Below are 12,939 nucleotides of genomic sequence, written 5' to 3' on the forward strand. Positions count from 1 at the left end.
GAAGGCCGGGGTCCAGTTGCCATGACGCCTGGACCCCGGCCTTCGCCGGGGAACAGATCAAGCCATGCCAGTGCTGAATTAAGCCTTGCCGCCATGTTGCTGCATCAGCTTGTAGCTGCGTTCATACCATTTGGTGCCGGGATAGTTGCGGCCCAGCACGGCGGCGGCCTTCTGCGCTTCGGCGGGGATGCCGAGCGAGAGGTAGGATTCCACCAGACGCTCCAGCGCTTCGGGCGCGTGGGTCGTGGTCTGATATTTGTCCACCACCGAACGGAAACGCAGCGTGGCGGCGAGCCACTGGCCACGGCGCTGATAGAAACGGCCGACTTCCATTTCCTTGCCGGCCAGATGGTCGTTGACCAGATCGACCTTCAACCGCGCATCGGCGGCGTAGCGCGTGTCGGGATAGCGGCGGATCAGCTCGCCCAGCGCGTCCAGGCCCTGCTGCGTGATCTTCTGGTCGCGGGTGACGTCGGCAATCTGCTCATAATAGCACAGCGCGATCAGATAATAAGCGTAGGGCGCGTCCTTGTTGCCGGTATGGATCGACAGGAAACGCTGCGACGCGGCGATGGACTCATTATAGTCCTGGTTCATATAATAGCTGAATGCGGACATGAGCTGCGCCCGGCGCGCCCAGGGCGAATAGGGATGCTGGCGCTCCACCTCGTCGAACAGGGCGGCGGCGAGCTTGTACTGACCACGATCGAGCCGGTCCTTACCGCTGTTATACAGGGTCGAAACGTCGCGGGCGACATATTGGGTGTCGGCCTTATTCTTCGATGTGGAGCAGCCGGTGAGCACGGGCGAGGCGATCAGGACCAAGGCGGTGGCCGCGCCGATGCGCGTCAGGGTTTTCGTCAGCATGGCCGGGTCATAGCCGAGCGGATCGCCGCCGCCAAGCGGCAGAATGCGCCTTCGTCAACAGGCCCTTCAACAGGCGATCGTGGCGGGCAGGTCGAGCCGGGCGATCGCCCCGCCCTGGGGCGCGGCGGACAGGGCGAAACGCCCGCCCAGCTGGGCCGCGAGCGCATGGGCGATGCGCAGGCCCAGCGATTGCCCCCCATCCCCGCCGGACGTCAGACCATGGCCGTCGTCGGCGACTTCCAGCGCCAGCGCGCCATCCGCCTGCGCCAAACTGACATGGATATGGCCGGCGCGATCGGGCAGGCCATGTTCGATCGCATTGCTGACCGATTCCGCCACGACCAGCGCCAGCGGCACGGTGATATTGGGGTCGAGCCGCAGGCCCACCGGCACCGCCACGGTCAGGGCAACGTCCTGCCGCCCGCTGGCGTCCATGATGTCGGTGGTCAGTTCCGTCAGGAAGCCGTGCATGTCCTGTCCCGCCCCCGACGGATCGTAGAGCGCCCGGCTGATCCGCCCGACCAGCGCCAGCCGTTCCGACGCATCGTCCAGCGCGCGGCGGGCGACCTCATGGTCGACATGGCGGCGCTGGAGCGAGAGCATGGCCGCCACGACCTGAAGATTGTTGGACACGCGATGCTGCAATTCCTGGAACAGCAATTCGCGATTGTCGGCCAGCGTGCGGCTACGTTCCCGCTCTACGGCCAGATTGAAATTGGCCCGCTGCATGAAATGAATGAGCGCGATGTCGACCACCACCACGCCGCTGTAGAACAGCATGGCGACGACCACCGCCGGATTGATCGCAAAGCCGTTATGCGGCGGGATGAAGACATACCAGGAGATGATCCCGCACAGCAGGCCCGCGAAGATGCCGGGCCGCACGCCGAACAGGAAAGACGCGAGGATGACCGCCGGGAAGAAGGTGACGAAGGGATAGCCAACGGGCAGCAACGGGTCCGCCGCGATGCGCAGCAGTAGCGCCGACGCGCAGAAGATGGTCGTGAGCACATAGGCGTAAAGCGGCCGATCGAGCACGAGCGGCAGCCGTTCGACAAAGCGCTCATTTCCTCGCTGCACCATCAACCCCCATCAGACCGTCATTACACTATCAGAACTTTGCCCCGGTTCTTTGATCGAAATTAACATATGGAAAGGCAAACGCAAAAACGGGGCGCCCGGCTGACCGGACACCCCGTTTTCATTCCATCATCCAGCCTTTCGGCTGAATAGACGCTTTAGTCCTGGGTCAGGAAGTCGGGCAGACCGCCCGGTGCCGGGCCGTCATCATTGCCGCCTTCGCTGCGTTCGCGACGCGGGCCACGATCACCGCCATCACGGCGCGGACCACGATCGCCACGGCCTTCGCCGCGACCGCCACGGTCGCCGCCGTCACGGCGCGGGCCACGGCCACGATCGCCACGGCCTTCACCACCACGGTCGCTGCGCGGTTCACGCGGTTCGCGGGCGGGACGGGTGTCCTCCAGTTCTTCGCCGGTTTCCTGATCGACGACGCGCATGGACAGGCGAACCTTGCCGCGCGGGTCGATTTCGAGAACCTTGACCTTCACTTCCTGGCCTTCCGACACGACGTCGGTCGGCTTTTCGACGCGCTCATTCTTCATTTCGGAAACGTGGACGAGGCCGTCCTTGCCACCCATGAAGTTCACGAACGCACCGAAGTCAACGATGTTGACGACCTTGCCGGTGTAGACCTTGCCGACTTCCGCTTCCTCGACGATGCCCAGAATCCACTTCTTGGCGGCTTCGATCTGGGCGGTGTCGGACGACGAAATCTTGATGATGCCTTCGTCGTCGATGTCGACCTTCGCGCCGGTTTCGGCGACGATTTCGCGGATGACCTTGCCACCGGTGCCGATGACGTCACGGATCTTCGACTTGTCGATCTGGATCGTCTCGATGCGCGGGGCATGGGCCGACAGCTCGGTGCGGGTCGAGGACAGCGCCTTGCTCATCTCACCCAGAATGTGGGCGCGGCCTTCCTTGGCCTGGGTCAGAGCGGCTTCGAAGATTTCGCGCGTGATGCCCGCAATCTTGATGTCCATCTGCATCGTGGTGATGCCGACTTCGGTACCCGCGACCTTGAAGTCCATGTCGCCGAGGTGATCTTCGTCACCCAGGATGTCGGACAGGACGGCGAAGTCCTTGCCTTCCAGGATCAGGCCCATGGCGATGCCCGACACGGGGCGCTTCAGGGGCACACCGGCGTCCATCATCGACAGCGAACCGCCGCAAACAGTCGCCATCGACGACGAGCCGTTGGACTCGGTGATGTCGGACAGAACGCGGATGGTGTAGGGGAACTCGTCCTTGCTGGGCAGCACGGGGTGCAGCGCACGCCATGCGAGCTTGCCATGACCCACTTCACGACGACCCGGCGCACCGAAGCGACCGACTTCACCGACCGAATAGGGCGGGAAGTTATAGTGCAGCATGAAGTTTTCATAATGCAGGCCGGTCAGGCCGTCGATCATCTGCTCGGCGTCCTTGGTGCCCAGCGTGGTGGTGCAGATCGACTGCGTTTCACCGCGCGTGAACAGGGCCGAACCATGGGTGCGGGGCAGGAAGCCGACCATCGCTTCGATCGGGCGGATCTGCGTGGTTGTACGACCGTCGATGCGCTTGCCGTCCTTCAGGATGGCGCCGCGCACGATTTCCGCTTCCAGCTTCTTGGTCAGCTTGATGCCGGCCATCACGGTCTGGGCGTCCAGACCTTCGGCTGCGAAGGAAGCCTTCGCCTTGGCGCGGGCTTCGTTCAGCGCGTTCGAGCGGGCCGACTTGTCGGTCAGCTTGTAGGCGGCCGTGATGTCCTTGCCGATCAGCTTCTTCAGCTTCTTCTTCAGGTCTTCGACATTGTCGCCCTTGGCGATGTCCCACGGATCCTTGGCGGCCTTTTCGGCCAGGTCGATGATCGCGTTGGCGATCTTCTTGCTGGCTTCATGGGCGAACAGGACCGCGCCCAGCATGATCTCTTCCGACAGTTCCTTGGCTTCGGATTCGACCATCATCACCGCGTTGCCGGTGGCGGCGACGACCAGGTCGAGTTCGCCCGTCTTCACTTCTTCCAGGCTCGGGTTCAGCTGATATTCGCCGTCCTTGTAACCGACGCGCGCGGCGCCGATCGGGCCCATGAAGGGCACGCCCGACAGGGTCAGCGCGGCCGACGCGGCGATCATCGCCACGATATCGGGCTCGCTTTCGCCGTCGAACGACAGAACCTGCGCGATCACGTTGATTTCGTTATAGAAACCTTCGGGGAACAGCGGGCGGATCGGGCGGTCGATCAGGCGGGAAACCAGCGTTTCCTTTTCCGTCGCGCCACGTTCACGCTTGAAGAAGCCACCCGGAATGCGACCGGCGGCCGAATATTTTTCCTGATAGTGGACGGTCAGCGGGAAGAAGTCCTGGCCTTCCTTCACGCTCTTGGCGGCGGTCACGGCGCACAGCACCACGGTTTCGCCATAGGTCGCCAGCACGGCGGCGTCGGCCTGGCGCGCGATACGGCCGGTTTCGAGGGTCAGCGTCTTGCCGGCCAGCTCGATCGAAACTTTCTTTACATCGAACATAGAGTTTTCCTTCGCCCACCTGGCCCTATTGCCGGGCGGGGCCTGTCATGCGGACTAAACCGGCCCGCATCGGTTTTGGGACATCATCTGGTCCCTGGGTCGGATCGGGATCACCGGATTGCGATCCCTTCCCTTCGTTCCCCGGCATGAAGGCCGGGGTTCAGTTGCGCCTTGTCGGGCCTGGGCATCGTGCCCTTCCCGCTGGACCCCGACCTTCGTCGGCGTAACCCAATACGTAATCGGCCCGCCGAAGCGGGCCGAACGACTGGGTTACTTGCGCAGGCCCAGCTTACCGATCAGGTCGACATAGCGAGCCTGATCCTTCTTCTTGAGATAGTCCAGAAGCGAACGACGCTTGTTGACCATCATCAGGAGACCACGGCGGCTATGATTGTCCTTGTGGTGACCCTTGAAATGCTCGGTCAGGTTGGTGATGCGTTCCGTCAGGATCGCAACCTGGACTTCCGGCGAACCGGTGTCACCCTCGACGCGGGCATGTTCCTTGATAAGCGCTTCCTTGCGCTCGGCAGTGATCGTCATCTAGTCTTCTTCCTTCGGCATCAGGTTAAATCCGCGCACGACCCGGATCTCTCCGTCCAGCATTTCAACCAGCGCCACGGGAATGACCCCGTCGAACGCCAGATGAAGGCCGGTGGCAATGTCGGACCCCGACAGCACCTTCCCCTGACGGAGAGCGAGCGCTTGATCGGGAGAGACTGCGAGAGCCGGGATGTCGTCCAGCCCCGCCATCAACGGGAGCATAAGCCCACCGATGGTGCCGCCCCTAGCAGCTTCATCCAATTTGTCCAGCGAAATTGCCGATTCCAGCGCGAACGGCCCCGCCTTGATCCGGCGCAACATGGTGACATGGCCGACCGTGCCAAGCGCGATCGCGATGTCGCGGGCAAGGCTGCGGATATAGGTGCCCTTGGACACATGGGCGGTCAGGGTAATCGAAGCCAGTCTCCTATCTTCCGTTCGGTTCGAGCTTGTCGAGAACCCTTCCACGTCGTTCTCGACAAGCTCGAACCGAACGGGGGTCAGTGCGCGAATAGTGACGCTTCGCAGCTTCATCTCCACCGCCTCCCCCTTGCGGGCGAGGTCGTAGGCGCGCTGGCCGTCGATCAGGATGGCGCTATAGGCAGGCGGCGCCTGCTCGATCGGTCCAGTAAAGCCCGGCAGCACCGCCTCCACCTGCGCCAACGTGGGCAGATGATCGCTCTGCGCAATCACTTTCCCTTCCAGATCCAGCGTATCGGTCTGGCTGCCGAACCGAACCGTGAAGTCGTAAATCTTGTCGCTGTCGAGCATCCGCCCGGCCAGTTTCGTCGCCTCCCCCACCGCGATCGGCAGCACGCCTGTCGCCAGCGGATCGAGCGTGCCGCCATGGCCGACCTTCCACTTTTCCGTGCCGCCCAGCAATTCCCGCTGGGTCCACAATGCGCGCTTGACCGCGCTGACCGCCTGCGTGGAACCCAGGCCATGGGGTTTGTCGAGAATGATCCAACCGTGCATGGCGGCGGGCCTTATATGTCCCGTCTTGGCCTGTCAGCCTTTAATGCGCTATCCGGGCGCCCATGACCATCAAGCTCATCTGCCTCGATGCCGACGATACGCTCTGGCACAATATGCGTCATTTCCATGAGACGGAGGACGCGCTGATCGACATGCTGCGCCCCTTTGCGCAGGTTGACATCACCCGCGAACGCATGATCGCGTGCGAGATCCGCAACCTGCCGCTCTATGGCTATGGCGCCAAGGGCTTCACCCTCTCCATGATCGAGACGGCGGTGGAGGTGGCGGGCGAGAGGCTGTCTGCCGGGATGATCGCGGGGATATTGGCGGCGGGCCGCGCGCTGCTGGCGCATCCGGTCCTGCTGTTCGACGGGGTGCAGGATACGCTGGAGCGGCTGGCCCATATCGCGCCGCTGGTGCTGGTGACGAAGGGCGACCTGCTGCATCAGGAAAGCAAGCTGGCCGCATCGGGCCTGGGCGAGCTGTTTTCCGGCATCGAAATCGTCAGCGACAAGAAGGCGGACACATTCCGCGCACTCTTTTCACGTATGAATATCGACCCACAAGAGGCTGTAATGGCGGGCGATTCCATGCGGTCCGACATTTTGCCCGCGCTGGAGGCCGGCGCCTGGGCGGCCTTCATCCCGCAGGAGGGCGCCTGGGTCCATGAAAGCGCCGCCGCGCCGTGGGACCATCCCTGCTTCACGCAATTGCAACGCCTAGCCGACCTGCCGGACTGGATTACGACGATCGACTGACCTGAACGGAGGGCATGTTCCCCGGCGCAGGCCGGGGCCCAGCCCCACGCTCAGACCTTCCCTCGCCACTCATCGGTCAGGATCGAATAGATCACCGTGTCGCGCACATGCCCGGTCCAGGTGATGCGCTGCTTGCGCAGCACGCCCTCGCGCACCGCCCCCAATTTCTCCACCGCCTTTTGCGACCGGACATTGCGCTGGTCGATGCAGAATTCGATCCGGGTGAAGCCACAGTCCAGCGCCCGGCCGATCAGCAGCGGCTTGATCCGGCCATTGAGGCCCGTGCCACGCGCAGCCGGCGTCATATAGGTGCCGCCCAGTTCCAGCCAATTGTCGGCGGCCGCCACCCGCAGAAAGCCGGACATGCCGACCGCCACGCCATCCGCGACGATCAGGAAGGGGAAGCGGTCCGCATTGGCGATGGTCGCGTCGAAAATGGCGTCGAAATGGTCGCCCGACCAGTTGGCCGGGAAAATCTCCCACACCGGATCATCCACCGGGCACAACGCGCGCAGCGTTTCGCGATGGCCTTCCTGCAGTTGCTCCAGATACAGGCCCGGCGCATCGATCGGCGCCAGCAATCGTTCCATCCGGGTCATCGCTGCATCTGCTCCACAAAATGGCGGCGGCACAGCGCCACATAACGGTCGTTGCCGCCAATTTCCGTCTGGTCGCCCTGCCGGATCGCCCTGCCCTGCTCATCCATGCGCAGGTTCATGATTGCCTTGCGCCCGCATTCGCAGATCGTCTTGATCTCGCTCAGCGAATCGGCCAGCCCCAGCAAGGCGGCACTACCGGGAAACAGCTGCCCCTGAAAATCGGTGCGGATGCCGTAGCACAGGACCGGGATGCCGAGGCGATCGCACACCGCGCCCAATTGCCATACCTGCGCCTCGGTCAGGAACTGCGCTTCGTCCAGCAGCACGCAGGATAGCGGCGTCGCCTGATGCTGCGCGGCGATGGCGGCGAAGATATCGACTTGCGGATCGAACAGATGCGTCTGCGCCTCCAGCCCGATGCGCGACACGATCCGGCCATGGCCATAGCGATCGTCCAGCGCGGCGGTCCACAACATCGTGTCCATGCCGCGCTCGCGATAGTTGAAGTCCGATTGCAGCAGGGTCGTCGATTTCCCCGCATTCATCGAGCTATAATAGAAATAGAGTTTCGCCATGCTCCTGCGCATAGAGCGATTTCACGACGGATGGAAATAGGTGCTGGCGGAGTGGTGCCCGCGCCCTCCCCACCGTTCGCTTCGAGCCCTTCGACTGCCCGCTTGCAGCGGGCGCTCAGGATAAACTTCATCGCCCAAGGCGATGAAGTCGAGAAGCACGTAGCCCCGCATTCCCGTTTCTCGACATACTCGAAACGAACGGGTCTTGTCTTGAGCCTTACCGGATGCTCGGCGCCACACCCGCCAGGAACCGCACCAGCGCATCGGCCAGCGCGATCCGGCTGTCGGAAAAACTATGATCGGTCGGCCACACCATCAGCCGCGAATCCGGGTTGGCGCCCTGTGCATCGGCGGCAACCTTGCGCGCCATCGCGCCGATCCCGCGCTCCGCACCGATGATCGTCAGCGGCCGGCGCGCATAGGCCGCCAGACGCCGGCCAAGATCGAATTTCTGCCCGTCCGCCTTGATCTCGCCGGTCAGGCTTTCATAGGTCGCGCCGTTCAGCGGCGGCAGGTCGCTCGCCACTTCCGCTTTCCACCCGGCCTCACCCTGCGCACTCGCCAGCGACGCGACGGTCTGCGCCGGATCCCACGGGTCGATCAGAAAAAGCCCCGCGACGCGCGGATCGGCGGCGGCGGCATCGGCGGCCATGAATCCGCCCATGCTGTGCCCCGCGACCACGATCGCGCTGGTGTCGATCCGATATTTGGCGACCACCGAAGCCTGTTGCAGATATTGGAGCGCAGCAAAGCCGTCCTCCGACGCATGGCCGAAGGAGAAGGTGCCGGGGCTACCCCAACTGCCGCGATAATGGAGCGTCAGCACATTCCACCCCGCCCGTCGCGCGGCCTGCGCCAGATCCAGATTCTGCTCATTGCCCGGAAAGCCATGGAGCAGCAGCAGCGTGGGATGCAGGCCCGATCCGGCAGCCGTGTACATCACCGCATTCATCGCTCCATCCTCAACCGGAATGACGAAGGCAGCCATGCTGGCGGGATTGGCGGCGTCGGGCTTCGGGTCGGCAATGACGGCGTGATGGATGGCGGGCTCTTTGGCGATGGCGGACGTCGTGACCATGCCACAGAGAAAAATGCTGACCCAAATAGCACGCATCATTTCAGGACCTCGATCGGCAAGGGAGGATCGCTGAGTTTTCTGGAAACTCCACGATCAAAAGTAACGAAGCTTTCCGCCCGAACTGACGCGACGATATGGAGTGCATCGGCAATATCGCCCCCCGTCCGAAAGCAGTCGATCGCCCAGCAGACCGTATCTGCTTCTTCGACGGAGACATTAGGCAAATCCAGTATGTCCATCAGCGTATCCGCTACGACGGATCGAGGCTGTCGATAACGACTGGTCAGCAGCCATGCCGTTTCCAGAAACACCGTCAAAGGCACATAAGCGCCGCTCGCCAAAACCGCGTCCGCAACGCTAGCCTGGCCGGCATCGTCTCTTATCATCGCCCGGGCGAGAATATTGGTATCGACGGCTTTCACCAGTCGCCTTGGTTCCCACTACGTGCCCAATGTTCGGCGATGGTTTCGTTCATTTCTTCGATACTGACGGGCGGGCCCTTATAGTCGATACGCGCCCGGATACCCGCCATGATCTCGTCGAAACTGCGGCCGGATTTCTTGTGCTGCGGCTTGAGCAATACCCCGCCACCCATCGGCACCACGTCCAACACCTGCCCCGGCGCAAAGCCAAGCTGGTCGCGCACATCCTTGGGGATGACGACCTGTCCTTTTGCCGACAATGTGGTCTTGGCGTTCATGGCGGTAAGATGCGTCTTACCGCAGGCCGAGTCAATCCTCGCCCTCATCCTTGACCAGATCCTGCGCAACCTTGGGATCGCGCAGCAGCTTGTCGATATGGCTGCCCTCGTCGAAACTCTCGTCGGCCAGGAATTTCAGCTTCGCGGCATATTTGAGCGCGATGCGATGGGCGACTTCGCGTTGCAGATAGGCGGTGTTGGTGCGCAGCGCCTTCAGCACCGCTTCCTCATCCTGCCCCAGCAGCGACTTGATGAAGACGGTCGCGTGGCGCAGGTCGGGCGACATGCGCACTTCGGTGACGCTCACCACATGCTTGGCCAGCACATCATCATGCACGTCGCCGCGCTGAAGAATGTCCGACAGGACATGGCGCACCTGTTCACCCACGCGCAGCAGGCGGACGGAGGGGCCTTCGGATTGTTGTTGAGCCATAATTAATCCTCGTCACCCCAGCGCAGGCTGGAGTCTCAAGCGACGGCAGAGCCAGGATCGCACGAGACCCCAGCTTTCGCTGGGGTGACGCACTTTCCTGTTACAGCGTGCGCTGACGCTCTTCGACCTCGAACAGTTCCAGCGTATCGCCGGCCTTGATGTCGTTCGTGTCCTGCAACACCGCACCGCACTCCATGCCGGCGCGCACTTCGGACACATCGTCCTTGAAGCGACGCAGCGAGTGGATGACCGTCTTCGACACGATGACGTCCGACCGGGTGAGGCGCGCATTGAGCCCCTTGCGGATGATACCGTCCAGAACCAGCAGACCGGCCGCCTTGTCCTTCTTGCCCGCCGGGAACACCTGAAGCACTTCGGCCCGACCCACGATCGTTTCGATGCGCTCGGGCGCCAACTGGCCCGCCATTTCGCCACGGACTTCCTCAAGAAGGTCGTAGATCACGTCATAATAACGCAGCGAGATCTTCTCGCGGATCGCCATCGGACGCGCCTTGGCATTGGGGCGGACGTTGAAGCCGATCAGCGGCGCGCGGCTGGCGGCTGCCAGCGTAACGTCGCTTTCGGTGATCGCGCCGACGCCGGAGCTGAGGATCCGCACCTTGATCTCGTCGGTCGAGATACGGTTCAGCGCCGTGACGATCGCTTCGACAGACCCCTGCACGTCGCCACGGATGACGACCGGATATTCGATCATCGTCGTGTTGAGTGCCGAGAACATGCTCTCGAAATTGGTCGGCACCGACGCCGTCCGCTTGAGCGTGATCTGCTCCTGGCGATAGGCGGCGACTTCGCGCGCACGGGCTTCGTTTTCGACGACGGTGAGCTGATCGCCCGCCTTCGGCACGCCCGACAGACCCAGCACCTCGACCGGGGTCGATGGACCGGCAACCTTCACCTGCTGCCCCTTGTCATTGACGAGCGCGCGCACCTTGCCGCTTTCCGCGCCGATGACGAAGGTATCGCCGATCTTGAGCGTACCCTTGCGCACCAGCACGGTGGCAACGGCGCCACGGCCCTTGTCCAGCTGCGCCTCGATCACATTGCCTTCGGCAGCGCGATCGGGGTTGGCGGTCAGTTCCATGACTTCGGCCTGAAGCAGGATCTTCTCGATCAGTTCGTCGAGGCCGGTCTTCTTGAGAGCCGAAACCTCCACGTCCTGCACGTCGCCGCCCATATCCTCGACGACGATTTCCTCGCTCAACAGGCGCTCGCGCACCTTTTGCGGGTTCGCATCGGGCTTGTCGCACTTGTTGATCGCAACGATCATCGGCACGCCGGCCGCCTTGGTATGGTTGATGGCTTCGATCGTCTGCGGCATCAGGCCGTCGTCCGCCGCCACCACCAGGATGACGATGTCAGTGACGTTGGCACCACGGGCACGCATTTCGGAGAAAGCTTCATGGCCCGGCGTGTCGAGGAAGGTGATGACATCGCCCTTCTTCGTCGTCACCTGATAGGCGCCGATATGCTGGGTGATGCCGCCGCTTTCGCCGGCAACCACGTCGGTTCCGCGCAGCGCGTCGAGCAGCGAGGTCTTGCCGTGGTCGACATGGCCCATGATCGTGACGACGGGCGCCCGCGGCTTGAGCGTTTCGACCGCGTCGACATCGCCTTCGATACCGATTTCAACGTCGGCGTCGGACACGCGCTGGATGCGGTGGCCGAATTCCTCGACCAGCAGTTCGGCCGTATCCTGATCGATCGGCTGGTTGAGCGTAACCGCCTGCCCCATCTTGAACAGCGACTTGACCAAGTCCGCGCCCTTTTCGGCCATACGGTTGGCCAGTTCCTGCACGGTGATGACTTCAGGCACCACGACATCGCGAACCTGCTTGTCACGCGGCTGGGCACCGCCGGCATAATGGGCGCGACGTTCCTTTTCACGCGCACGCTTGAGCGCGGCCAGGCTGCGGGCGCGGGCGCTGTCGTCATCGGCCAGGGCCTTGGTGACGGTCAGCTTGCCGGACTGGCGACGATTATCTTCGCCCTTCTTGGCGCGATCGGGCTTGGCCGGCTCGGGGCGCTTGACCGGCGTGACCGGGGTGAAGCGACGCGGCGGCGGCGTGGCAGCAGCCGGGGCGGCCGTGGTCGCAGCAGGGCGTTCCTGTGCGTTGGCCGGCGCAGCGGCCGCAGCAGCGACCTCCGCCTTGGCGGGTTCAGCCGCAGGCGCGACAGGTGCTTCCGCAACCGGCTGCGGCGCAGGCTCTTCCGCCGGCGCAGGCGCAGCGGCAGCCGCTTCGGCGGCTAGGCGATTTTCCTCGGCGCGGCGCTTTTCTTCCTCGCTGGCGGCGAGACGAGCGGCATCCTCACGACGGCGCGCATCTTCCAGCGCGGTCATGCGGGCTTCTTCCGCCTCGCGCAGCAGCTTGGCCTGCAATTCCTGACGCGACATCAGGCTTTGCGGCGGCGACTGACGCACCGGCGCGGGCTGCGGCGCGCGGGTCTGCTGCGGCGCAGGGGCCGGGGCGGCCGGACGCGGCGCAGGGGCCTGCGCAACGGGTGCCGGCGCGGGTTCGGCCTGGGGCGCAGCCGCAGGGGCGCCACCGGTCGTCTCACCGGGCTTGCCCAGGACGCGGCGCCGCTTCACCTCAACCACGACCGTATTCTTGCGGCCATGGCTGAACTGCTGCTGCACCTGACCGGATTCCACGGTCCGCTTGATGCCCAGCGGCTTGCGACCCAGAACCGGCTTGTCTTCCTTGCTGTCACTCATAAGTTCGAACTTAACCCTTCACTTCCGCTTCGGCCGGATAGGCCCGCCGACGCCTTTATTCTTCGATGCTTCCGGCCTGCACCCGCACGAACA

General features: G+C 63.5%; 13 protein-coding genes. 1 reads left to right on the forward strand and 12 read right to left on the reverse strand.

The window, feature by feature from the left end; translation table 11 throughout:
* Window positions 1-78 precede the first annotated feature (78 nt).
* From F4U94_RS16190 to truB, 5 genes are all read right to left on the reverse strand, one after another.
* A complete protein-coding gene (locus tag F4U94_RS16190; RefSeq protein ID WP_120250477.1) occupies window positions 79-867 on the reverse strand; it encodes an outer membrane protein assembly factor BamD in 789 nt (262 codons plus the stop codon).
* Window positions 868-933: 66 nt separating this feature from the next.
* Complete coding sequence (locus F4U94_RS16195) at window positions 934-1,947, reverse strand: sensor histidine kinase (protein WP_120252102.1); 1,014 nt, start codon at window positions 1,945-1,947, stop codon at window positions 934-936.
* Window positions 1,948-2,105: 158 nt separating this feature from the next.
* Window positions 2,106-4,454 (reverse strand): polyribonucleotide nucleotidyltransferase, encoded by a 2,349-nt coding sequence (pnp, locus tag F4U94_RS16200; protein ID WP_120250478.1) that lies wholly within the window; start codon window positions 4,452-4,454, stop codon window positions 2,106-2,108.
* 270 nt (window positions 4,455-4,724) lie between these two features.
* The gene (rpsO, locus tag F4U94_RS16205) at window positions 4,725-4,994 is read right to left on the reverse strand and encodes a 30S ribosomal protein S15 (protein ID WP_120250479.1); all 270 of its coding nucleotides are present in this window, start codon (window positions 4,992-4,994) and stop codon (window positions 4,725-4,727) included.
* The gene (gene truB, locus F4U94_RS16210; RefSeq protein ID WP_120250480.1) at window positions 4,995-5,969 is read right to left on the reverse strand and encodes a tRNA pseudouridine(55) synthase TruB; all 975 of its coding nucleotides are present in this window, start codon (window positions 5,967-5,969) and stop codon (window positions 4,995-4,997) included. It lies immediately after the preceding gene.
* Window positions 5,970-6,031: 62 nt separating this feature from the next.
* On the opposite strand from truB, the gene F4U94_RS16215 reads away from it, so the two are divergent.
* Window positions 6,032-6,727 (forward strand): HAD family hydrolase, encoded by a 696-nt coding sequence (locus F4U94_RS16215; RefSeq protein WP_120250481.1) that lies wholly within the window; start codon window positions 6,032-6,034, stop codon window positions 6,725-6,727.
* A gap of 50 nt (window positions 6,728-6,777) precedes the next feature.
* Here the strand turns inward: F4U94_RS16215 and F4U94_RS16220 are convergent, their stop codons facing one another.
* The 7 genes from F4U94_RS16220 to infB all read right to left on the reverse strand — a co-directional run bounded on the left by F4U94_RS16220 (window position 6,778) and on the right by infB (window position 12,846).
* Window positions 6,778-7,326 carry a GNAT family N-acetyltransferase gene (locus F4U94_RS16220; RefSeq protein WP_172598768.1) on the reverse strand — a complete coding sequence of 183 codons (549 nt, stop codon included), beginning with the start codon at window positions 7,324-7,326 and terminating at the stop codon, window positions 6,778-6,780.
* Window positions 7,323-7,901 carry a thymidine kinase gene (locus F4U94_RS16225; protein ID WP_120250482.1) on the reverse strand — a complete coding sequence of 193 codons (579 nt, stop codon included), beginning with the start codon at window positions 7,899-7,901 and terminating at the stop codon, window positions 7,323-7,325. Before F4U94_RS16225 ends, F4U94_RS16220 begins: the two co-directional genes overlap by 4 nt.
* A 217-nt stretch (window positions 7,902-8,118) precedes the next feature.
* The gene (locus F4U94_RS16230) at window positions 8,119-9,015 is read right to left on the reverse strand and encodes an alpha/beta hydrolase family protein (RefSeq protein WP_120252104.1); all 897 of its coding nucleotides are present in this window, start codon (window positions 9,013-9,015) and stop codon (window positions 8,119-8,121) included.
* The gene (locus F4U94_RS16235; RefSeq protein ID WP_120250483.1) at window positions 9,015-9,401 is read right to left on the reverse strand and encodes a type II toxin-antitoxin system VapC family toxin; all 387 of its coding nucleotides are present in this window, start codon (window positions 9,399-9,401) and stop codon (window positions 9,015-9,017) included. Before F4U94_RS16235 ends, F4U94_RS16230 begins: the two co-directional genes overlap by 1 nt.
* Window positions 9,398-9,679 carry an AbrB/MazE/SpoVT family DNA-binding domain-containing protein gene (locus F4U94_RS16240; RefSeq protein WP_120250484.1) on the reverse strand — a complete coding sequence of 94 codons (282 nt, stop codon included), beginning with the start codon at window positions 9,677-9,679 and terminating at the stop codon, window positions 9,398-9,400. The genes F4U94_RS16235 and F4U94_RS16240 overlap by 4 nt, the downstream gene beginning before the upstream one ends.
* A 31-nt stretch (window positions 9,680-9,710) precedes the next feature.
* Window positions 9,711-10,112, reverse strand: coding sequence for a 30S ribosome-binding factor RbfA (gene rbfA, locus F4U94_RS16245; protein ID WP_120250485.1), 402 nt, complete (start codon window positions 10,110-10,112; stop codon window positions 9,711-9,713).
* A gap of 100 nt (window positions 10,113-10,212) precedes the next feature.
* Window positions 10,213-12,846, reverse strand: coding sequence for a translation initiation factor IF-2 (gene infB, locus F4U94_RS16250; RefSeq protein WP_120250486.1), 2,634 nt, complete (start codon window positions 12,844-12,846; stop codon window positions 10,213-10,215).
* Between the last annotated feature and the right edge of the window lie 93 nt (window positions 12,847-12,939).

It is taken from the genome of Sphingobium limneticum (assembly GCF_008710155.1).
Lineage (GTDB): Bacteria > Pseudomonadota > Alphaproteobacteria > Sphingomonadales > Sphingomonadaceae > Sphingobium > Sphingobium limneticum.